Source organism: Chryseobacterium culicis, from assembly GCF_002979755.1.
Lineage (GTDB): Bacteria > Bacteroidota > Bacteroidia > Flavobacteriales > Weeksellaceae > Chryseobacterium > Chryseobacterium culicis_A.
In genome coordinates this window covers 2829973-2853835 of sequence record NZ_PCPP01000001.1, presented here as the reverse complement: position 1 = coordinate 2853835, position 23863 = coordinate 2829973, and the positions used below count along the sequence as shown (strand labels likewise).

18 protein-coding genes are annotated in these 23863 nt (G+C 36.3%); 11 read left to right on the top strand and 7 right to left on the bottom strand.

What is annotated here, in order from left to right; genetic code table 11:
* Positions 1 to 214: 214 nt before the first annotated feature.
* Together CQ022_RS12965 and CQ022_RS12960 are read right to left on the bottom strand one after the other, a co-directional pair.
* Positions 215 to 1819 (bottom strand): autotransporter assembly complex protein TamA, encoded by a 1605-nt coding sequence (locus CQ022_RS12965; protein WP_228421559.1) that lies wholly within the window; start codon positions 1817 to 1819, stop codon positions 215 to 217.
* 165 nt (positions 1820 to 1984) lie between these two features.
* Entirely contained in the window at positions 1985 to 2773 is a 789-nt protein-coding gene (locus CQ022_RS12960; protein ID WP_105681763.1) for an SDR family oxidoreductase, read from the bottom strand.
* 397 nt (positions 2774 to 3170) lie between these two features.
* On the opposite strand from CQ022_RS12960, the gene CQ022_RS12955 reads away from it, so the two are divergent.
* From CQ022_RS12955 to CQ022_RS12945, 3 genes are all read left to right on the top strand, one after another.
* Positions 3171 to 6059 carry a SusC/RagA family TonB-linked outer membrane protein gene (locus tag CQ022_RS12955; protein ID WP_105681762.1) on the top strand — a complete coding sequence of 963 codons (2889 nt, stop codon included), beginning with the start codon at positions 3171 to 3173 and terminating at the stop codon, positions 6057 to 6059.
* Between the two features lie 25 nt (positions 6060 to 6084).
* Positions 6085 to 7593, top strand: a complete 1509-nt coding sequence (locus CQ022_RS12950; RefSeq protein WP_105681761.1) for a RagB/SusD family nutrient uptake outer membrane protein — start codon at positions 6085 to 6087, stop codon at positions 7591 to 7593.
* A gap of 123 nt (positions 7594 to 7716) precedes the next feature.
* Positions 7717 to 9543, top strand: a complete 1827-nt coding sequence (locus CQ022_RS12945; protein WP_105681760.1) for an alkaline phosphatase — start codon at positions 7717 to 7719, stop codon at positions 9541 to 9543.
* A gap of 228 nt (positions 9544 to 9771) precedes the next feature.
* On the opposite strand, the gene CQ022_RS12940 is transcribed toward CQ022_RS12945, so the two are convergent.
* The 5 genes from CQ022_RS12940 to CQ022_RS12920 all read right to left on the bottom strand — a co-directional run bounded on the left by CQ022_RS12940 (position 9772) and on the right by CQ022_RS12920 (position 14970).
* Complete coding sequence (locus CQ022_RS12940; RefSeq protein WP_105681759.1) at positions 9772 to 10767, bottom strand: phosphatidylinositol-specific phospholipase C; 996 nt, start codon at positions 10765 to 10767, stop codon at positions 9772 to 9774.
* A gap of 246 nt (positions 10768 to 11013) precedes the next feature.
* The gene (locus CQ022_RS12935; RefSeq protein ID WP_228421557.1) at positions 11014 to 11694 is read right to left on the bottom strand and encodes a hypothetical protein; all 681 of its coding nucleotides are present in this window, start codon (positions 11692 to 11694) and stop codon (positions 11014 to 11016) included.
* Between the two features lie 247 nt (positions 11695 to 11941).
* Positions 11942 to 13165 carry a 3-phosphoshikimate 1-carboxyvinyltransferase gene (locus CQ022_RS12930; protein ID WP_105681757.1) on the bottom strand — a complete coding sequence of 408 codons (1224 nt, stop codon included), beginning with the start codon at positions 13163 to 13165 and terminating at the stop codon, positions 11942 to 11944.
* A 69-nt stretch (positions 13166 to 13234) separates the two neighbouring features.
* Positions 13235 to 13561 carry a nucleotide pyrophosphohydrolase gene (locus tag CQ022_RS12925; protein ID WP_047385875.1) on the bottom strand — a complete coding sequence of 109 codons (327 nt, stop codon included), beginning with the start codon at positions 13559 to 13561 and terminating at the stop codon, positions 13235 to 13237.
* The gene (locus tag CQ022_RS12920; protein WP_105681756.1) at positions 13561 to 14970 is read right to left on the bottom strand and encodes a hypothetical protein; all 1410 of its coding nucleotides are present in this window, start codon (positions 14968 to 14970) and stop codon (positions 13561 to 13563) included. The genes CQ022_RS12925 and CQ022_RS12920 overlap by 1 nt, the downstream gene beginning before the upstream one ends.
* Positions 14971 to 15154: 184 nt before the next feature.
* Here CQ022_RS12920 and CQ022_RS12915 point away from each other — a divergent pair, with 184 nt between their 5' ends.
* The 8 genes from CQ022_RS12915 (at position 15155) to CQ022_RS12880 (ending at position 23806) form a co-directional block, all read left to right on the top strand.
* The gene (locus CQ022_RS12915; RefSeq protein WP_002976190.1) at positions 15155 to 15406 is read left to right on the top strand and encodes a type B 50S ribosomal protein L31; all 252 of its coding nucleotides are present in this window, start codon (positions 15155 to 15157) and stop codon (positions 15404 to 15406) included.
* A gap of 103 nt (positions 15407 to 15509) precedes the next feature.
* A complete protein-coding gene (locus CQ022_RS12910) occupies positions 15510 to 16670 on the top strand; it encodes a GlmU family protein (protein ID WP_185126803.1) in 1161 nt (386 codons plus the stop codon).
* A gap of 100 nt (positions 16671 to 16770) precedes the next feature.
* Entirely contained in the window at positions 16771 to 17280 is a 510-nt protein-coding gene (locus tag CQ022_RS12905) for an RNA polymerase sigma factor (RefSeq protein WP_105681754.1), read from the top strand.
* A complete protein-coding gene (locus CQ022_RS12900; protein WP_105681753.1) occupies positions 17255 to 17938 on the top strand; it encodes a hypothetical protein in 684 nt (227 codons plus the stop codon). The genes CQ022_RS12905 and CQ022_RS12900 overlap by 26 nt, the downstream gene beginning before the upstream one ends.
* A gap of 16 nt (positions 17939 to 17954) precedes the next feature.
* Positions 17955 to 19241 (top strand): DUF4252 domain-containing protein, encoded by a 1287-nt coding sequence (locus CQ022_RS12895; RefSeq protein ID WP_228421555.1) that lies wholly within the window; start codon positions 17955 to 17957, stop codon positions 19239 to 19241.
* A 12-nt stretch (positions 19242 to 19253) separates the two neighbouring features.
* Positions 19254 to 19757 carry a DUF4252 domain-containing protein gene (locus CQ022_RS12890; RefSeq protein ID WP_105681752.1) on the top strand — a complete coding sequence of 168 codons (504 nt, stop codon included), beginning with the start codon at positions 19254 to 19256 and terminating at the stop codon, positions 19755 to 19757.
* Between the two features lie 388 nt (positions 19758 to 20145).
* Entirely contained in the window at positions 20146 to 21606 is a 1461-nt protein-coding gene (gene guaB / locus CQ022_RS12885) for an IMP dehydrogenase (RefSeq protein WP_105681751.1), read from the top strand.
* Positions 21607 to 21937: 331 nt separating this feature from the next.
* The gene (locus CQ022_RS12880; RefSeq protein WP_105681750.1) at positions 21938 to 23806 is read left to right on the top strand and encodes a GEVED domain-containing protein; all 1869 of its coding nucleotides are present in this window, start codon (positions 21938 to 21940) and stop codon (positions 23804 to 23806) included.
* The last annotated feature ends 57 nt before the right edge of the window (positions 23807 to 23863 follow it).

The window sequence follows — 23863 nt, the reverse complement described above, 5'->3', positions numbered from 1 at the left end:
TAATAGAAAAGTAAAATGGGAAATATCCTTTGTGTATGGATTTTTGCTTTATTATACTATATAAGGTAGGAAGCTGGGAGAGGGAAGCTGGAAGTCGCTATCGTGTTATAAATTTCTGAGCAGTCAATGTTAATCTTTACAATAAAAATAACAGGATAGTAAAACCGGGACATCAATAACTTCCAGCCTCAATCTTCCTTCTTCCTTTCTTTTTTTAGAACCTGCTCAGGATTCCCCAGTGAATTTTGATATCATTAAATTTAAAAGGATTTCCAAATTCGTTACCATTAGACAGCTGGAAACTCATCAAACCGATGGGAATGAAGAAATTGAAACCGAGCCCGACACTGTAGAGCTTAGGTTTTACCTTCAGGGATTTATTATTGAGCTGTCCATACTGTCCAAAGAAATCGAAGAATGCCTGATTGCCAATCAGATAGCGGTATTCCAGACTTCCGTAGTAGTAGAAGTCGGCAGCAAGAGAGTTTTCATTAAATCCCCGCATGGAATTCCAGCCTCCAAAACGGTATAATTCATTCGCAGAGAATTCTATTTTAGAATCCATCATCGCTCCTTCTCCTTTGATGTTCAGAAAGTGGTTTCCTGAAATATGATAGTTATGTTCTCCAAAGAAATAAAACTGGTTTTGATTGGCTTTAATATTATCCTTAGAGTAGGTGGTTGTTAAAAAATCATATCCGGCATTGATCCTTGTTTTATAAAGGAAAAGATCAATATCGGTGGGCTCTGTCATCTCATACCATATCCCGATTCCCTTTTTGTTGTAGTCTTTTCCCTGAACGTATAAGGTGTCAATAATTGTTGAGCTTTCCAGAGTTGCCCTTAAACCTATTTTGTTCCGGTTGTTGATGTGATAATAAAAGGCTGGGAGGAATTTTACATTGGCAAAAGTAGAATCCTGACGATAGATGTTTACTTTTGTATCCATTCCGACATTCGATTTGAACAGATACGGAATATCCACCCGAAGATCAAAAGTCTGTCCTTTATCCGGGTTTCTCTGCCAGTATAAATTAACGGTTTCAAAACCATTGAACATATTCCTGAAATTGACATTCATCGTTCCGTTTAAGGTAAACTTGGAAGTTTTGTCATTCCCAAATCCGATGACCCCATCAAAAGTATTGGTTTTCTTCTTTTCCAAAAAAAGGTAAATACTGGTAGAATCTTTCGTAAATAATGTTTGTGGCTGCCGTTCAAGCGTTAGAAAAGGATGACTCTGAAAGGTTTTATTAATGGCTAAAAGGTTTTTGTCATCATAATTTTTACCTTTAAATTCCTTTTCAAGATTTTTGATGAATCTTTTAGGAACTTTTTCATATCCTTTGACAACAAATCCGTTGATCGATCTTTTGTCATTCTTGTTGATATCAAGTTCTACAATAGGATAACCATTTTTCTGCCCTTTATATTTAGATTTGATTCTGCTGAAAGAATAGCCTTCATCAATATAGGCTTTGTTGATACTTTTCTTGGTAGAATCTAAGTTCTTAGTGAAAAAATCTTTCTGAATTTTCAGTTTCTGAACAAGAGAATCCGTAAGATTTACATAGGTCTCATTAAAATTCTTCCCTTTATCATAGAAAATTTCAGTGCTGTCACCCTTTATTTTTACGTCTTTCAGTTGGGTGAAGAAATAATTACTTTGGGCTAATGAATCCAGAAATTTGACTGCAGAAGTTGAATCTTTTACTTTTTTTCTGATTTTAGTTTCCGTATCAATCAGCCAATATTGTTTCTTCTGCGCTTGTGTAAAAATGCAGAACAGTACAAAAAATATTTTCAGAAACAGTTTCAATCCCAAATATATCTACACAATAGGTAACGATGAAATTAAGTGTAATTATTTTCTTGATTTAAGACAAAACTTAAAGCGAAGCTTATCTTAATCATTCTTTACAACTTAATTCCTCTTAATGGTTTAAAATTTTATATTATCAAATAACTTTCTATACAACTGAAACTAATCCAGTTTATTATACTTCTTCATTAAATTCTCATAAGTTCCCTGGGGAAGAATCCATTTCAACGGAACCCCGATTTTCTGCCCGAATTTACCAAAATAATAATGAGCTTTCCATTTATTTTTTGCTAAAAGCTTTTCAATGTATTCTGCTACTTCCAATGGATCAGTTCCGTCATTCACATGAGAATTCATCAACGCATATACTTTGTCAAAAACATTTTTATAAGGTTGGGAAACCTGTGCTATCACTCTGTTGTCTGCAATATTGGTTTTAATATCTCCCAAATGCAGAGAGCATACTTCAATATTCCATGGATAAACTTCATATCTCATTGCTTCAGTTACTTTATCCAATGCTGATTTTGATGCTGAGTAAAATCCGCGGAAAGGCAGTCCCATTTCACTTCCGATACTAGAAACATTGATGATTTTTCCAAATTTGTGCTCACGCATTTTGGGAAGAACAGCACTCATCATCTGGACAGGTCCGGCAAGATTAAGGCTGAAAAGCTTCAGAATGTCTTCCTTCGTAGAGTCTTCTACTGCTCCTACCATACCCATTCCGGCATTATTAATTAAAACATCAATTCTGGTTTCTGTTTTTAGAACCTCAGCGATGGCATTCTGAACAGCTGTGTTATCAGTAACATCTGTAGGGATGGATCTGAAGTACTCACTTTCCGTATGCTTTCTGCTTAATCCGTATACTTGATGTCCTTTTTTACCAAAATATTCGGCCAATGCAAACCCGATTCCTGATGAGGTTCCTGTAATAATGATGGTCATTGAATTCGTATGATTTTTAATGTTTTAATTTCTCTTCTGATACTCACCAGACTGTTTTTAATGGTATGGGCTCAAAAGTAAAATCTATTTTCAGCAAATGTAAAAAAAGAAAAATGAACTGAGTTATTTATTATTCCTGAAATAATTGTAATGATATCTTCTTCTATTGTCTCTGATTGATGATAAACTTAAAATAAAGTTAATCTCAATTCTATATGCAATATCAGCAGAATGATTACTTTTAATTGCTTATGTTTCTGTAATTCAGTTATTTAATTTTGTTTCGTGGTAGGTAGGATCTGAAAAAAGCTAAAATTTCTTAATAAAAACATAAGAAAACCTTAATGAGTGGTAGGAGCGTGCTGTTCTAATTTTGCACCTAATCAAAAAGGAGATCATGAATGTATTTAAAATCCCTGTGTCCGTAACTTATTTCACGGGAAGGGTATTACTTATTGGTGCAATATCAGCTTCACCGATGTTCCTCGCTCAGAAAAAAGACAGCTTAAAAGAAAAATCGATCGATGAGATTGTGGTTGTCGGATACGGAACTCAGAAAAAAAGTAAAGTTTCCGGTGCCGTTTCGGAGGCTTCACTGGATAAGCTAACTTCCAGATCATTATCGGGAGTAGGGGAAGTTCTTCAGGGGAAAGCTCCCGGAGTAACTGTAGTGAACGAAGGTGGAGATCCTAACGGAGCGCCTAAGGTAAATATTCGTGGACTGGGAGGAATCAATGGAGAAACTCCTCTTTATGTAGTAGATGGAGTAGTTTTCAACGGAACACCATCTATTAATCCAAATGATATTCAGGATATCTCTGTCCTTAAAGATGCTTCTGCAGCTATTTACGGAGCAAGATCTTCAGGAGGGGTTATCCTTATTACCACTAAGAGAGGGAAAAAAGGAAATCTTACGGTAGATTTTGATGTTAAATACGGAGTGAACGAAGCATGGAGACTGAAAGAATCTCTGAATGCAGCCGAATTCCAGGATGTGATGTACAAAGCCTATGAAAATGCAGGGAAACTGGGAAGCCTACCGATAGCTTTTAATCCTAATCAATATCCGGATGGAAGAATAACGAGAACAGACTGGATGAAAGAAATTTTCAGAACAGGAACGATTCAGGAATATAACGTTAATCTGAGTGGAGGAAGTGAAAAATCCAGATATTTTGTGGGAATGAACCACAGAAGCCTGGAAGGAATTTTATTGAATACACAGGCAAAACGATACAACTTCAGAGTGAATTCTGAACATAAAGTAAAAGACTGGCTGACCATCGGAGAAAATATGTATTATAATTACTCAGACGGAAATACAGCCGATACCAAAAGTGGGTATACAGGGGCTTTAGTAGCCGCCATGTATTATCCACCGAATGTTCCGGTATATACTCCAAGCGGTGCTTTTTCCGGATTACCCATTGATGTGGCGGGAGGATATGGAGATATGATCAACCCGGTTGCTTATCTTCAAAGAATCAGTATCAGGAATCCGACCCATGAGATTTTAATCAACCCTTATGCGGAGATTACTTTAGCAAAAAATTTAAAATTCCGTTCCAATTTTTCACAGACTTTTAAATTGGGTACTGTAAAAAACTTTACGTACAGAGTATTGGAAGTTGGGAAAATTTTTGATACCAATAATCTGGAATATCAATCCAATAATTCATCCACAGCACTTGCAGAACAGTTGCTGACTTATAAAATAACTGCAGGCCAACATAATTTTGATTTCCTTGGTGGTTTTACTTTCCAGAAAACAATTGATGATGGTTTTGTGGCAAAATCTTATGACTTCCGAAGTGAAGCTGAGGTTTTCCAGCATCTTCAGAATGCTGCAGATACCAATAAAGATGTTTCGAGTTACAGATTCAAGCAATCTTTGGTTTCTTATCTGGCGAGAGTAAACTATGATTATGCAGGAAAGTATATTGTAAGTGTATTGGGAAGACGTGATGGTTCTTCACTGGTCGCGAAGCAAAACAGATTTGCCAATTACTATGCAGTTTCCGGTGCCTGGGTGGTTTCGAAAGAAAACTTCATGCAGGATATTTCATGGCTTTCAAGTCTGAAATTGAGAGGGAGTTATGGTATTCTGGGTAACCTTGGAGGGATTTCTCCTCAGGCGGTAAATCCATTAATGACAAGAGATAATAATGTTATTTTCGGACAGGATCCTTCTCAGAATATTGCTTATTATGCTACCACACGTCCCAATCCGGATCTTAAGTGGGGTAAATCTGAGCAGACCAATTTTGGAGTAGATGCTTCATTCCTTCATAACAGCCTTTCCTTGCAGTTCGATTACTTCGTAAAGAATTCCAAAGATCAGATCTTCAATGTAAGCTTACCAAGTACAGCAACTTATAATAATCAATATGTAAATGCAGGATTATTCCAGGATAAAGGGTATGAACTGGGGATTAATTATAACAAGGTAGTTTCTGGTGATTTTACTTTCTCAGTCGGAGCTACTATGAGTCAACTAAAAAATACGGTGAAGCAATTAGCCAATGTAGATGAGATCTTTATCAATGATAATGGAGTAAGAGGCGTTTTGAAACCAACCCGTGTGAAAGTAGGTGATCCTCTCTATTCTTTCTATGGGTACAAGACGGGAGGAATTTTCCAGACTCAGGAAGAAATCAATAATTATAAAGATGCCAACGGTAATCTTATTCAGCCCAATGCAAAACCCGGAGATATTAAATTCCTGAAGAAAGAAGGAAATACCGGAGTGCTTAATAATAATGACTTTGTCAATCTGGGAAGTCCATATCCTAAGTTTTCTTATGGTTTCTCTTATAACATGACGTGGAAAAATTTTGATCTTAACTTATTCTTCCAGGGAGTGTATGGAAATAAAATATTTAATGGAATGAAATTTATTTCCTTGAATCCGGGTGGAACAGGGCAGAACTACAATATGGACAGAGATATTCTGAACGCATGGACTCCTCAGAATACCAATACTGATATTCCAAGACTGGTACACGGAGATCCGAGTGGTAACTATTCCAAAGTATCAGATTTCTATGTGGAAGACGGATCTTACTTAAGACTGAAGAACCTTACCATCGGTTATTCATTACCGAAAGAATTGTACAGCAGGCTGGATGTAAATAAAGTGAGAGTGTATGTGACTTCTAATAACCTGTTTACAATAACGAAATATACAGGGTTTGATCCTGAAGTAGGAATGAATTCTTATGGTGTAGATACCGGAAGATATCCTCAGGCACGCTCATTCATCTTTGGTGTGGAGATCGGATTATAATTTTTAACTAACAAAAAGTAAAGAAATGAAATTTTTCAATAAAATATTTTTAATCTCAGGAATATCCGTAATGCTTTTATCGTGTACAGGGGAGCTGGATGTTCAGCCGGAAGGAACTCCTACGGAAGCTAGTTTCTGGAAAACGGAAAACGACCTTATTACCGGAGCAAATGCGATGTATAAACCATTATTTGACGGTGAATTTTATGGAAGAGGTCTTTTCTGGTTTATCAATGCCAGCGATGATATGGTAACCGGAAGAGCGAAAAGTGAGGCTGATAATGCGAAAAACTTCAGCAGCAATTATATCGCAGCAGGTGACCTTGAAACCCAATGGAACAAAAGATTTAATGTGATTGGAGTGGCTAATCGTGTAATCCGTAACGTTGATAATATTCAAACTTCACAAGCTACCAAAAATAAATATCTTGGAGAAGCTTTATTCATGAGCAGCAGAATGTATTTTGAACTGGCTTATTCTTACGGAAATGAAAAAGCGGGAATTCCTATTATTGACCGCTCAAAAGATCCGGATCCCAACCCAATTCCAAGAGCGGCCAACGTGATGGAAAATTACACCTACATTGTGAATGACCTGAAAAGAGCCGCAGAATTATTACCTACTCAGGCTGAACTTCCTGCAAAAGACTACGGAAGACCTCATAAAGCTGCTGCATGGGCGCTTTTGGCAAAAGTATATCTTTTTATGAAAGACTGGAAGAATGCAGAATTCTGGGCTAATGAAGTAATGACCAAGGGAAACAGAGCCTTATTGGGTAATTTCGCTGATGTTTTCAAAGCGGAAAATAACTACAGTTCAGAATATATCTGGTCTATTCCTGGAACTCCCAAATTTACTGCTTGGGGAAGTATCCTTCCGGGGGTAATGCTTGAAAACAAAGGTTGGGGAGAATATAACGGATGGGGATATTTCCAACCGACTAAGGAACTTTTTGACGAATACGAAACCGGAGATCTTAGAAGAAGTGCTACTATTCTGAAAATAGGAGACAAATTTACCTTCAACGGAAAAGAAAGAACATATGCTTCTTCTAATTCCCTTACAGGATATCAGTTTAATAAATACATGGATGCCTTCAAATATCAGTTAAACAGTGGTCATGTAAGTGCCAACGGAGATTACCCATGTACAGACCTTTCCGTTCCGATCATGCGTTATGCTGAGGTGATTCTCATCAAAGCGGAAGCAATGCTGATGCAGGGTAAATCTGCGGATCAGGAAATCAATATGATCAGAGTACGTGCGGGCTTAACTCCGAAAAACGGATGTACCATGGCTGATCTGAAACATGAAAGACGTTGTGAACTGGCAGGTGAATGGGCAGACAGACACAGAGACCTTGTACGTTGGGGAGATGCGCAGGCAGCGTATGCTAAACCTCTGCACGGGATCAATGGACAGGTAGTTTGGGCAGCAAGAAACTTTAATCCAGCTGTACATAATGTTTGGGCAGTTCCGCAGGCTGAAATCGTAAACAGTCATGGAATCATTAAACAAAATGAAGGCTGGTAAAATTTTAATCTTTTATATATAAGCCACTATATCATTGCAGATGCTTCTGTGATGATATAGTTTTTTTTCACAGGTACAGATTTAGATCGCTCCATGGTCTATAAAAAATAATAAGGATATACGATGAAACTATCAAAAATATGGGCTGTATTAGCCCTGGCTGCTTTTTCTGAAAATCAGGCACAGAATTATTTACATTACAATGTAGGAAATGCACATTCACATAATGACTATATGCAGGAGATTCCTTTTTGGCAGGCTTACTATGCTCAATTTGGATCTATCGAAGCTGATGTTTTTCTGGTAAAGGATAAACTTTGGGTAGCCCATACCGAAAAAGAACTTTCTGCAGACCGAACACTGGAAAATCTTTATCTCGATCCTATTTCAAAACAGATTAAACTGAACAAAGGGAATATTTATCCTGATACCAATAAAAAGCTTCAGTTGCTGATTGATATTAAGCAGGATTATAAAACAACACTGGCGACTTTGGTGAGTACTTTAAAGAAATATCCTGAGATCACAGGAAATCCGGGAATTAAAATTGTCATTACCGGAGGAAGACCTCAGCCGGCAGATTTTAACAACTATCCCAATTATCTTTACTTTGATGGAGATCTTGATAAAAGCTATTCTTCAGATCAGCTGAAAAGAGTCGGAATGTTCAGTGCAGATCTTCCGGGACTGGTAAAATGGAATGGAAAAGGAATTCCAAGAGATGAAGAAACTCAGAAAATCAAAAGTGCAGTTGACAAAGCGCATGCTCAACAGAAACCTGTACGTTTTTACGGTGCTCCGGATTTTCCTAATGCATGGGTAAATTTTATGGATTTAGGGGTGGATTATATCAATACCGATCATATTCCGGATCTTAAAAAATTCATGAATACTATTCCAAAGAACTTTTATAAGAATACAAAGGAATACACTACTTATACTCCGACTTATCAATCAGATGGTGTTGAGCAAAAAGTAAAGAATGTGATCCTTCTTATTCCGGACGGAACTTCTTTGCCACAATATTACGCTGCCTTTACAGCCAACAAAGGAAAACTGAATGTTTTCAACATGAAATCCACAGGGCTGTCCAAAACTAATTCATCCAACGCTTATATTACGGATTCGGCACCGGGATCTACGGCATTTGCAACAGGAGTAAAAACCAAAAATACATTTGTAGGAGTTGATAATATGGGAAAAGCACTTGCACAAATCCCTGATATTATTGCTGAGAAAGGAATGGTTTCCGGATTGATTTCTACAGGAGATGTTACAGATGCTACTCCCGCAGATTTTTATGCCCACTCGGATAACAGAAACAGTTCAGAACCTATTTTGAAAGATTTTGCGGCTTCAAAAACAAAAATCCTGATCGGTGGTCCTACTAGTGGATTGTCTCAGGAAAATCTGCAGAAATTCAAAGAAGCAAAAATCGATTTGTATCAGGATCTGAAATCTGTAACTAAAATTAATAATCGTACCCTTATTATTGATCCTTTGGCTTCACAAAGAATAACCAACGGAAGAGGAAACTGGCTTGCCGATGCATTTGATCTTACTTTAAATGATTTAAAGAATAATAAAAAAGGATTCTTTATGATGGTGGAGGCTTCACAGACTGACGGAGGTGGTCATAGCAATAACATAGAACAGTTAGTTACAGAATTACTGGACTTCGATCATGTTGTGGGTAAGGCCATGAAATTTGCTGATGAAAATAAAGAAACCTTAGTCATCGTGCTGGGAGATCATGAAACAGGAGGATTAACCCTTTTGGACGGTAGTCTGAAAGAAGGCTGGGTATTTGGAAATTTCAGTACCAATGATCATACTTCTATTCCGTCAAGTGTTTTTGCTTACGGACCGAATTCAAAAGAGTTCACCGGGTTATTTGAAAATACAGAGATCTTTAACAAAATAATGGCGGCTTACGGAATTCAAAAATAGCTTTGATTTTTATACTTTTACTTTTTACAAAGAGAGACTGTTTCGTTTTCGAAGCAGTCTTTTTTTGCGTGTTTAACTTAGAAATCCCGCAGATTTCACAGATTAAGCAGATGTTTGTGGATAATCTGTGTTATCTGTGAAATCTGAGGGAAATAAAAGCAGAGAAAAATTCAAAAAGGCTGCCCCAAAAAGAGAGACAGCCTATAAATATATCTAACAAATAATAAATTAGAAATTGGTCTTAACAATCAATTCAGACAATTCAGCATTCACAAAATCTATTGGCATTACCCCAAATGATCCTTTAGTATTGGTTTGGAAGAATGTTTTAAGTCTTGGATTGATATTGTTGGATACCGTAGGAATACTTGGAATTCCGAAGATTCCCGGTTTATAACCGCTGGTGAAATTCACGAAAAGTTTACCATTCGTGTCATTTTTGGCTTCATTAAGAAGGCTTGAAATTCCATTCCACTTATCATCATTGTTGGTTACTTTATAATAATCCTGAACTTTTAGCTGCACCCCGGAATTGTTGATGTCAAAAGTGGTATTGTCTGCCCATGGAGAAGCATTAATCCCTTTAGTGGTTCCCGCAGAGAACCTTCTTAATAATTTGATCTTTCCTCTTACAGCACCTAACGTAGGAATGTTTGCTCCAAGATCCCATTTAGAAGGATTTTTCTGTACATAAGCATCAAAAGTCTGTTCAAAACTTCTGGTGGTATTGGAAGCATCATATTCTTCTTTTACAGACATAATGATTGTTTCAGAAGGATGGCTGTTAAGGAACGCATAGCATGCATTAAGCACATCATCAAAATTCAGATTTTGGTAAATTGCTCCGTGATGAATCGCGAAAGCATTGTCAATATGTCTGCAACGTATATCCAGAAAACGGACTCCTGCATTAAGTTGTTCTGCAATGCTGAGGTCTTGGGTTTTAGCCGTACCTGATACAACAGGGGCATCTACACGAGCTCCGGAATCATGGGTTCCGGGAATTGAGATTTTTGAAATTGAAATATTGTCCTGAAGACCAGACATCCAGCTATTCATTTCGATAGGAGCTAAAGAAGTCCTGCCGGCTTTTGTGAAAGAAGCTAAATTGTTTTCATTAGAATCTCTTTCCAGCATACTGTCGTTTGAGCAGGAAAAAAAGATGGATGCAGTAACAACGCCAAGAGTAATGGCTGTGAAACGCTTCATGTTTTGTTTGAACATAGTTTTTTTATTTTTTAAGGTAGCTTAAAAATAAGAATATATCAAAATAGGAGGAGTTAATTTAACTTTAAGAGATGATTAAGTTGGTATAAAGTCAGGGAGCTAGAAGCTGGAGGATGGAAGAGGAGAAGTTGTTAATAGTTAAAGAATACTCCGATTTTAAAGAGAAAGTATTTACAATAAAAGCTGCTATCATAGATTAACCGTTAAACAGTAACCTCCAGCACCCAGCTTCATGCTTCCATCCTAAAATACAAAATCCTCCTTTAATCCAGGTATTTTAAATTTATGTTCCCCGATTTTGAAATCATTCATCTTGATAAGAGTCTGAAGTTTATAAGTAAATTCTTTGTGATAATTTGGGGGTATTTTGGCGTAATCATCACAGGATGAGAAAGTTTTGTCAATAATTACTTTTCCTGTAGAAAAATTGATTTCATTGGTAAAATTGAAATCACAGGTGTCTTCAAAATGATCATGAGATCCTATCAGATAGAAATCTCCGTTTTGAAACCTGAAAGTATGTTTGTATTTCTGGGTATGCCTTGAATTGGTAAAAAAAGATTGGGCAATATGAAGGCTGCCATTTTTAATATTGACCTCAAGACTGTTGTCGGAAGGATAGAACCCTGTTCCACTGGAGAAAAGCAGAGTAGAATTTTCTTTCCATATTTTCAGGCTACCATTTTCATTTTTCAGAATATAGAAAACCCTTTTGTTGTCAGCTGTCCCTTCCAGGTTTTGTGTGTCTGATGCCTTTATGTTTGTATCAAATACCAATACCATTTCATCCTTTCCATCTTTGTCAAGATCACCTTTGGTTTCAGTAATCTTTGTATATCCTTTCGGAACTGAAAAATCTTTCAGATTCTGAGCGTATAAGCTTGTCGCAGATAAAACAACCAAAAAGGAAAAGAAATGTTTCATCATTATTATATTTAATTTGTTTAAACTGTTGTTTTTGAAACATTAAGATTGTATTAAGGTGTTGAAAGTATTAAGATAAGCTTCGCTTTTAAGCTTAAAAATCAGAATGATTCATCTTAACTATACTTTATTTCTTCAATCCTTCTTAATGGTTTTTAAGATATACAACTTTAAACAGCTTCATTGTAAAAATGTGGTAATCCGAAATTAAAATAATTTTCAAATTACCACACTTTATAGGATTAAATTAATGTGTTAGGATACTTTCAAGGTCTTCCCAAAACACTGGATAAGATTTTTCTACAACATCTTCATCCTCTATATTGAGTTCTTTAATCAGGCAGAACGGAGCAAAACTCATTGCCATTCTGTGATCCTGATAGGTTTTAATTGAAATATCGTTTTCCGGTTCTCCGAAACTGATAGATTTAATGGTTAGATCTGTGATTTCTGTTTCAGTACCCAGTTTTTTAAGTTCATTATATAAAGCAAGAAGTCTGTCTGTTTCTTTTACTCTTAATGTTCCCAATCCGGAAATGTCAAAAGGAATTTTTAAAGCGGCGGCTGTTACACAAAGAGTTTGTGCAATATCCGGACAGTTATTCATATCCAGGATAATTTTTTCCGGGAAAGCAAAATCAGGCTGAGGTTCCAGCGTGAGTTGATGCTTATCTTCAGAGAATGTAGTTTTGATTCCGAAGAACTTCTCGTAGATATCAGCAATGGCTGAATCTCCCTGTGTTGACTCTTTGTAAAAACTTTTCAGGTGAATCGTTTTTCTTCCCAGCGCACAGATCGAATAGAAATAAGAAGCCGAACTCCAGTCACTTTCCACCTCATAATGCACTGCAGCAGAATCATTAGGAGTGAAAGGCTCTACTTTAATTGTATTTCCTTCAAAGCTGCTTTGGATACCAAATTTTGTAAGAATGTCAAGAGTCATTTCAATATAAGACCTTGAAGTAACATCTCCTACGAGATTAATCATCAGTCCGTTTTCCAGTTTTCCGGCAATAAGAAGCAGGGAGGTGATAAACTGGCTTGAAATATTGGCAGGAACATGTACTGAAGTCTGGGTAATCTTTCTTCCTTTAATTTTTAAAGGGGGAAATCCTTCATTCTCCATGTATTCAATTTCCACTCCAAGATCTCTCAAAGCACTTACAAGATTCTTGATGGGCCTTTCTTTCATTCTGCCTGAGCCGGTAAGTATTGTTGTTTTACCTTCCTGAATAGAATAATAAGAAGTAAGGAAACGCATTGCTGTTCCCGCATGATGGATGTCTACCACTTCCGTATCCTCAGATAATGCTTTTTTTAACAATTGCGTATCCTGAGAATTGGATAGATTTCCAATTTTTATATTGCTAAACAGGCTTTCCAGAATCAATAAACGATTCGAAATACTTTTCGAACCGCTGATCTGTACTGTTTTATTTTCTGATAATTTTGATTTTTCTAGCTTCTTCATTATGATCTACATTATAGTAAAAATGATGAGTTTAAAATTCATTTATAATTCAGAACTCATCATTTATCATTATTTCAATTTTTCGTTATTCTGATGCCGGTCTTTATCCCGGTCAGTTTTGATTTTCATTTTTCTGTCGAAAGCGTCCTGCAGATTAACCCCGGTTTGATTGGCCAGACATAGTGTTACAAAAAGTACATCTGCCAGTTCTTCACCGAGATCTTTCGTCTTATCACTTTCCTTTTCGCTTTGTTCACCATATCTTCTGGCAATAATTCTGGCTACTTCGCCTACCTCTTCTGTAAGCATCGCCATATTGGTCAGCTCATTAAAATATCTTACCCCAATGGTTTTGATCCATTCATCTACCTGCTGTTGCAACTGCGTAATTTCCATTATTGATAAGCTCCTAAAGTGGGATTAGTGGTTCTGGATACACCTACAATATCAGTAGGTACGGTTGCAGCTACAGCTGTATTTCCTTTTCCAATAGCTGGAGAACCCGTTTTTACTCTTAGATTCATTTTAGCCATAAAATAATTGACAAACTGAGGCTCAGCATTCTTTACCGTTTGGATTACATTGGGATTGTTGTCAAACGTGAAACCGGATCCTGTGGCACTGGTATATTTGATTAATGAATTTTGAAGTAAGAATTCAAACTGTTGTCCCGGAGTTTTTTCAAAATGAACAGCATCATCCCTGTCAGAATATACGATACTGTTTTTTATATCAAGCAGCTGCAAAGCTCCCTGTTGGGTCTGTCCGGCATCATTTTTCCATTCATTGGCAGCAAAAATTCCTGTTCTGTCAAAAGAACTCATCGTTTTGGAATAATTGGCAATTGTAGCATGGGTATAGCTATGTTTTCCTCCAAGGAAGATTCCGACACAGGATAAACCACAATTGTTCATCACCAGATTGTTGGCATTCACGGTAGAACCCACTGCATAAATTCCATATTCAAAGAAAGTATGAATAAATGAATTGGTAATTGTAGCGTTGGTTTGCTTCATATCAAGCCCTCTTGTACCTCCGAAAAGCCTGGCATGGTTCATCTTAAGGATAGAGTTAGCTTCCATTTTAATAGAATTCCAGTTTTTAGGAATCGTATCATAATAAGGATCGTTTCTGTCACCACGAAGAATAACCTGATCGGCCTGAGTTCCGTTGATATTTAAAACCGCTCCGGAAGAAATCTTCATTCCGCTGTTTTTATGGAAGTATACTTTAGTTCCGGCATTTATATCAAGGGTTATATTAGGATTAACCGTAAGATTTCCGTAGATGATCTTTGCTTTATTATTATTCCACGTGGTAGAATTGGTAATCACATTCGGATTGCCGGGTGTCTGGATAAAAAATTCAGCATCCTGAACCACAGAGAATAATGTTACATGCTGTTGCCCGCCAGGACTTGTGAAAAGAACTTTGTCTTCTGCAATGGCTTCAGGTCCGGTAGCTTCAGGGGCAATTTCAACAAAAATATAAAGACTGTCCTTTTTTCTCAAAGGCACATTTTTAAAATCATATCCCGGTTTTCCATCCACATTGATTCTATATAATGATGCAGCTCCTTTTTCTAGATTTACTCTTGGGATCAGGATATCCTTATCTTCATTATTATATACTTTTACAACATAGGTTTCTGAACGTACCTGATGATATACTGTGTCACAGAATACCGTGTCTCTTGAAAAACGAAGTTCCTGTGTAGGGCTGTCAAACGTAATGTCATCCTTATTACATGATACAGCTACAAGTAACATCCAGAAGGAAAAAGCCAGTAATAATTTGAATTTCATTGAAATTAAAGTTTAAGTAAGTTTCAAATTTAACGAAAATACTTTGAATTTCGTATCAGTAAAAAAATATTGAATTCAGTATTTGGAATTTAGAAAAAATGTTGTATTTTTGCAACCTAAAATTTAGCAGAGAAATATCCATTACTATTTCGAAAGCAAACTTAATTTTTTTAAAAATAGTATTATGAAAAACGGAATCCACCCAGAAAATTATAGACTTGTTGTTTTCAAAGATATGAGTAACGACGAGGTGTTTCTTTGCAAGTCTACTGCAGAAACAAAAGACACTATCGAGTACGAAGGACAAGAGTATCCTCTAATCAAAATGGAAATCTCTTCAACTTCTCACCCTTTTTATACTGGTAAAGTAAAACTAGTTGACACTGCAGGTAGAGTTGATAAGTTCATGAACAAATACAAAAAATTCGCTAAGTAATTTTTGTACAATTAAAATATTAAAGTCTTCCAATTTTTGGGAGACTTTTTTTATTGTAAATTTGTTAACCTTGAATTTTAAACCTTAAACTTAAAACTGAATGATGCAATTGGTATTTTCAGACGCACAATATTGGGAAGACTTTCTTCCGCTTACTTTTACACGCCCGGTTGCAACAATGCGATGCGGAATTCTTACATTTTCTGAAAGATGGCAGAAAATCCTCGAAAATACTGAAGTAAGCTACTTCACAGAAATGTATCTTCAGGATAAATTTAAAAGCCCTGAGGAAAAAGAAAGTCTCTTTTTAGTTCCGAATTTCCTTCCAACAGAAACTGTAATTCAACAGATAAAGGATCTTAAGCAAGGGGAAGCTTTAGTGTATGAAGACGAATTAATCGCCGCAAAAATCAATATGAAAGGTTTTTCTCTGAATCAGATTGAAAAAATGACGGATATTAAGGAAGATCTTATTTTCTTTAAAAGACCAAAAGATTTATTTACCTATAATCATCATGCAATTGATTTCGATTTTGATCTGCTTACTAAAGGAAGAACTTCACAGGAATTATCTTCAACCAATGGTTTCCTGGGTGATAAAAAAGATCTGTTTATTGAAGAAGGTGCGGAAATAGAATTCTCAACCCTGAATACAAAAACCGGAAAAATTTATATCGGGAAAAATGCAGAAGTAATGGAAGGCTGCCACCTGCGCGGGCCTATTACGTTAGGAGAAGATTCTAAGTTCAATCTGGGTGCTAAAATTTATGGGGCTACCACTATCGGTCCTCATTGTAAAGTAGGAGGAGAAGTGAACAACATTATCATCTTTGGATATACGAGTAAAGGACATGAAGGTTTCATCGGAAATTCCGTCATAGGAGAGTGGTGCAACTTTGGTGCTGATACCAATTCTTCCAATCTGAAAAATAATTACAGCCACGTAAAACTCTGGAACTACCGAACAAAAGCATTTGAAGATACAGGCTTGCAGTTTGCAGGGCTGATTATGGGAGATCATTCCAAAACCGCAATCAATACCCAATTAAATACAGGAACAGTGATTGGGGTGGCTTCCAATATATTCAAACCGGGTTTTCCACCCAATCTTGTGGAAAATTTTTCATGGGGCGGATTGAAAGATGATGAAAGATTTAGGCTGGATAAAGTATATGAAGTGGCAGAGAGAGCCATGGCAAGAAGAAAAGTTCCTTTAACAGAGGAGGATAAAGCGATTCTGAAACATATTTTTGATACGTATTAATTCGATGATAATAAAAAACTTCAATCTTTTTTGAAGTTTTTTTATTTTTGATGTAATAGATATGTAATGGCAATTGTCTTACCTATAAGAAACAAAACTCATGACCCAAGAAACTTTCAAGAATACGGTGTTTATTCTCAAAGACGAGATGTATCGTTTTGCGAAGCGGTTTGTCATGAGCAGTGATGAAGCAGAAGATGTAGTACAGGATCTCATGATGAAGTTTTGGCAGAAGAGGGATGAGCTTGAGCAATTCGGGAATTTTAAATCCTATGCGCTGAAATCTGTCCGGAATGAATGCCTGAACCGCCTGAAGCATCATGATGTAAAGATCGGTTTTGCGGATATGCAGCTTCATCGATCGGAGCTCTACAGTATGGAAGTTGATAACCTTAAGGAACATATTGTAGGATTTATCAATCAGCTCCCCGAAAAACAAAAGTTGGTCATCCACTTGAAAGATGTAGAAGAATATGATGTTTCCGAAATTTCTGAAATGCTGGAAATGGAGGAAAATGCAGTAAGGGTAAACCTGATGCGTGCGAGACAAAAAGTAAAAGAACAAATCTCACAACTGATGAGCTATGAAAAAAGATCAATTACAAGATAAATACAACGAAGTCTTCCGGGATATTAAGGAAGAAAAAATGGACTGGAGTTTTGAAGACTTTCTTCAGACTGCAGAAGGTGCGGAACCTGAACAGAATACTGCGCCTGTTATTCCGTTGGAAGAAAAGAAAAAGCCCTCCTTTCCTAAATGGTTCTGGATGGCCGCCAGTGTAATGCTGATTTTCGGGACTGGATTTTTCCTGAATCAGTATAATACAGATGTTCAGGAGAGAGAAAAACTGGTAAAAGATGAAATTTTAAAACAGAAGTCCGGATTCATTGAAGAAAACAGTGATCATCAGGAACAGGTAGCTGTGAATCATACAGATTCTATTTCCGGAGTGAAAAAAGATTCTGTTTTTCAGGATAATCAGGTAGCAGAAAAAGATGTATTGGATGAGATTCTGCCAAAAAGAGGACGACTTAAAAAAGAAAGAAGACCCAAATATGTAGACAACTCTTCCTACCATAACAACAGAAATATAAATGATTCTGCTGCAACCTACAATGACTCCTATGTAATTGTGAACGGAAAAAGAATCAGCAGTGAAAAAGAAGCCATAGATGTTGCCAAATACTCCTTTATGAAATTAGGAAGTGAGTTTAAAAAAACAGTAGCATCTTCTCAAAAAAATGAAAATCTTGACAGCGAATACTAAAAATCAGAACAATCTCATGAAAAAAATATTTTTTATAATAGCCATTATGCTAACCAGCTTTGCAAACTATTCTGCACAGACTGAGAAATTAGACAAGCTTTTTCAGGATTTTGAAAAAAAGGGAAGAGTGACCTCTATCAATATTAAAAAACCGATGTTCAAGCTCCTGAATACCATTGATGTTGATGATGCGTATGTCGGAAAAATAAGACCTATTCTGAATGATGTGGATGGACTTAAAATTTTAATTATCCCTAAAATTACCTTTCCGGATCGTTTAAAAGATGAGAATCTTGCCAATATAAAAATGAATGAGGATAAAACGGCAAGAATAAACGATGCCTTAAAATCATTAAATTTCAACGAGCTGATGTCAATGAGCAGTGATGGAACTTCCATGAAATTCCTTGCTGAAGAAGAAAAAGATAACTATTTGGAAAATCTGGTTTTCAATGTTGATTCCAAAGAAGAAAATATCATTTTTATTCTTAACGGAAAAATGAAACTATCAGATGTTAATAAGATCATTAATTCCGGTGAGACAACAACTTCTTCCGTTACAACTTCTGTAAGAAACAGCCTTACTTCAGACAATACATCTTCTTATCTGAATGGAGATAACAGAAATGTAGGAGAGTTCTCAAAAATTGATGCCAGTGTAGGCGTAAACGTTACCTTCAAACAGGAAAATACAAGAAGCGTAAAAGTAATTGCTGATGCAGATAAACTTCAATACGTGATCACGAAAGTGGAAGGCGGAGTGCTGAAAATATATGTTGACAATAAAGGGGTAAGAAACCTGAGATTTAAAAATCTGAATGTCAATGTCTCTGCTCCTAATCTTCATAGCATAAAAACTTCATCCGGAAGTGTTTTCACAGCGGTGAATCCTGTTAATGAGAATAGCATGGAGATCGATGCGGAATCTGGTTCTATTATTAAAGGAGCTTTCAATGTAAGACAAGCTGCCGCAGTTACAGTGAGCTCTGGTGCTGTTTTGAATGCTGAACTTAACACAGAGAAACTCGCATTGGATACTTCAAGCGGAGCAAGTGTGAGCTTATCAGGAGAAGCTGTTTCCGCAGTAATTGATATAAGCAGTGGAGCGTCTTGTAAGGCTGATGATCTTAAAATCGCAACTGCAGTGGCAGAATCTACTTCAGGAGCAAGCCTTTCTTTGCTGGTTACTGATAAACTGAAAGTAAGTGTTTCGTCAGGAGCCTCTGTAAAACTAAAAGGAAATCCCGAAGTGGACGCTAAAGTAGATAAAATCTCGGGAGGAAGCTTCAGACAAATCAAATAAAAAAACTAAACTATGAAGGCTCTTAAACACATTTTTCTCATTGTTCTGACAATAGGATGGCTTCAGTCATGCATTGTTTCAGAAAAACCGAATATAGATTTTTTCCAGAATTCAAAATATGATTTCAAGGGAGCTCAGTTTGCAAGTATTAATGTACCCATGGTTCTGGCTAAATCTTATATTAAGAAGGCCTTGAGAGAAGAAGGAGAAAGTGAAGAAACCATTGATCTGGTAAAGAAGGCTTCTAAAATAAAAGTACTTACCGTCACAAACGGAAGTAATGAAATGCTAAACGATTATGCTCAGTTTTTGAATGATAATCATTATGAAGAATGGGCAACTATAAAACATGATGGAGAGCATATTAACATAAGGGTAAAACAGGATGGGGATGCTATCAAAAATATGCTGATTACGGTAGGTTCGAGTAAGAATGAAATGGTCTTTGTAGATGTGAAAGGAAATTTCACCGCGAATGATATTTCAAAAATGATTAATTCTGTTTCTGATAAATAATCATACTACCTCAAACATTCAACGCATGGAAAAATTAATAAGAGAAGTCCGCATCCTTAAAATTTATGCGTTGTACTTCCCATACTGTGTGGCTTGTTTTTTTTCTTGCCTTTAAAAACCAATTTTCCAAATTATACGTATATAAAAATAATCAGACTCATATTGAGAATCTGGACGAAAATGGAAACCCTTTAAAATAGACCTTTGTGTTCATTATTTAACATATAACCAAAGTAGTTTCATACTTATTCAATTATTTTGTACAGTAACCGTTCTGATAAAAGAACGGTTTTTCGATTTAAGTTATTGATTATTAATTTTTATTTAAACTATTAAAAAGGATTTTCATATCTCACTAAAATAACCTAATTTTGCAAAGAAAGTAAAGATGTCTATTCATAACAAAATTGTAGAGACAGCCATCACTTTCGATGACGTTCTTCTAGTCCCTTCTTATTCAGAAGTTTTACCTAACCAGGTTTCATTAAAATCAAGACTTACCGACAAAATCACGCTGAATGTTCCGATAGTTTCCGCTGCCATGGACACTGTTACTGAAGCTGATCTGGCAATTGCTTTGGCAAGAGTTGGAGGGTTGGGCTTTATCCACAAAAACATGACGATCGCTGAGCAGGCTGCTCAGGTAAACCGTGTAAAACGTTCAGAAAACGGAATGATCTCTGATCCGGTTACTTTATCTAAAGATCATACTTTAGGAGAAGCCAAAGATCTTATGTCAAGATATAAGATTTCAGGTCTTCCGGTAGTAGATGATAATAATGTTCTAATTGGAATTATTACCAACAGAGATGTAAAATATCAGGAAAATCTTGGTATGAAAGTAGAGGAGATTATGACCAAAGATAATCTGATCACTTCAGACAAAGATACCAACCTTGAAAAGGCAAAAGAAATCCTTCTTAAGAACAGAGTTGAAAAACTTCCTATCGTAGATAAAGATAATAAACTTGTAGGCTTAATTACCATTAAGGATATCGACAATCAGTTAGAGTATCCTAATGCTAATAAAGATGAAAATGGTCGTCTTATCGTTGGAGCAGGAGTAGGAGTAGGAGAAGATACATTGACAAGAATTGAGGCTTTGGTACAGGCAGGAGTTGATATCGTAGCCATTGATTCAGCACACGGTCATTCTAAAGGAGTTTTAGATAAAATTTCAGAAATCAGAAAAGCATATCCGGACCTTGATATTGTAGGAGGAAATATCGTAACTGCAGATGCTGCTAAAGATCTTATTGCAGCAGGAGCAAACGTATTAAAAGTAGGTGTAGGACCTGGATCTATCTGTACAACCAGAGTAGTTGCCGGAGTAGGAGTTCCTCAGCTATCTGCTATCTATAACGTGTACGAATATGCTAAATCTCAAAATGTAACCGTAATTGGTGACGGAGGGATCAAACTTTCCGGAGATATCGTTAAAGCAATCGCTAGTGGGGCAGGAGCCGTAATGTTAGGTTCTCTTTTAGCCGGTACAGATGAAGCTCCGGGAGAGGAAATTATCTTCCAGGGAAGAAAATTCAAATCTTACCAGGGAATGGGAAGCCTTTCCGCAATGAAGAGAGGTGGTAAAGAGAGATATTTCCAAAGTGAAGCTAAAAAATTCGTTCCGGAAGGAATTGAAGGAAGAGTTCCACACAAAGGAAAGCTGGAAGATGTTATTTTCCAGTTGACAGGAGGTTTGAGAGCTGGTATGGGATATTGTGGGGCAAAAGATATTGAAACACTTCAAAAAGATTCCAAACTGGTAATGATTACAGGAAGCGGATTGAAAGAATCTCACCCGCATGATGTAATTATCACACAAGAAGCTCCAAATTATTCTTTATAGAATTATATGGGATTAAAATAAAAAAAACCGCACATTTCGTGCGGTTTTTTTTATTCTATGATATTGCTTTAATGTTTTGATTGATAGAGTGATAATCTTATATTTTGTTTTGTTGTATTGTTTGTTTTTATGGTTATTTATTTGTAATAATATAAGTAAAACAAGTTCTATTTATAATGATGTTAATTTTATTTTCGTTTAAAATGTAACAATAATGAGCTTTTTTCTACTAACTGTAATAAAATTTTAAATTTTATGCTTGTTTTCAGTTATAGTTATTTCTGATTGAAACATAAGATTGAAATATTTACAACCTATTTAAATTATTGAAATGAAGAAAACTATCCTTTGTGGGGCATTGCTACTATCCCTTTCAGTATCGGCACAGCAAAAAAAAGATTGGTGTGACTTTGATAATGAACAGAGAGTACACCAAAAGCAGAATGCGGAAATTGATGAAATGGTTCGTAATATCCGTAACAAAATTATTAGCAGTAATCAAAATGCAGCTGCTAAAAATGGAAGTGCATACAAAATTGTAAATGGAGTTTACGAGATTCCTGTAGTAGTGCACGTAATAGCGCCTACAGGAGCTGCTATTGGTACAGCTTATAACAAGAGTGATGCGCAAATTCAGACGTGGTTGGATAATTGCAATCAAATGTATGCGGGTACTTATCAATGGGCTCAGGGAATTCCTGCAGATTTTGGTAATGCGGCTACAATGCCGATTAAATTGGTATTAGCTAAAAGAGACCCAAGTTGTAATGCTACTACAGGTATTGTTAGATATAACGGGGGAACTCTTGCAGGATATGATACTTATGGGGTGAAACGTAGTGGCGCAAATGGTGTTACTACGGACCAGGTTAAATCAATTGCACCGCACTGGCCCGAGGCATCTTACTTTAATATTTATATCATGAATAAAGTAGATGGTGGCGGAACATATGGTATCATGGGATGGGCAGGCTTGCCTCAAAATGCTGATGCTAACTACGAATCCTTTATGAAATCTTTTGTAGTTACTTTATCGGATGATATTACTTTAGCGCACGAATTTGGACATAGTATGGGATTACTTCATACATTTGGTAATGCTAACGCTCAGCCACCACAAGGGACTACTTCTACTACTTATTGCCCTGCAATGACTAATAATGATTGTACTAAAGATGATGATCAGGTATGTGATACAGAAAGATCAAGAAGCTTACTGAATGACCCTGCGCCTACTAACAATGATATGAATTATTGTACAGGGGCAAACTATCAGGGAGTACAGTATAACATGATGAACTATACCAATCCAATTGCATTTAAATTTACAAATGGACAGCATGACAGAGCAGCTCTATATTTCTTTTTAATGAGAGGATCTTTGAGTACTTCATTAGGAGCTACAGCCCCTTCTTCTGCTGCAGCAATTGGAACACCTATTGCAGCGACATGTAATCCTACAGGTATTTCTACACCAGATAATTATTTTGTAGGACCAACTCTTGTAAAACTGGGAAGTATTAATAATGCATCTACAGGATATTGGCAGAATAATGCCAGTTTTTATGAAGACTATACAGGATCAAGCTGCCTGAAAGCTACAGCTACAGAACTTTCAGCAACTGGTACTCATAATCTTCAGGTAAATGTATCAGGCTCGAATAATGATGTGAGAGTTTGGATTGATTATAATAATAATGGAACGTTTGAGGCTTCTGAACTGGTAAGTTCTGTTGATAATATTGCTGCAGATCCGGTTACAGAAATTGGTACTCACAGCACTACCATTACGGCTCCTGCTTCAGTAGTACTTAATACTCCACTAAGAATGAGAGTTCTTGTAGATGATGAGAATTCTAACATGACTCCTTGTGGACAATTAAAGTACGGACAAGTTGAAGATTATACTGTAAAATTTGTTACCAATTTAGCAACAAGTGAAGTGAAAGCTGATAATGGTGATTTAACAGTTTATCCTAACCCGGTAGCTACCGGAGAGAAAATCTTCATTAAAGCTAAAAATGGTAAGAACTTAAAAGTTTCTATTTCTGATATGTCAGGAAGGTTGGTATCAACTCCATCTGTAACTGAAGAAGGAAGTGGTGTTTTCAAAGTAGACCAGCAGTTAGAAAAAGGAATTTATATGATTCAGATTTCTAATGGAAAAGACAATAAGTCTTCCAAACTGATTATCAAATAAATTAATCAGAATTTAAATAAATGTAAAAGTCTCCATTCCGATGGAGACTTTTTTATT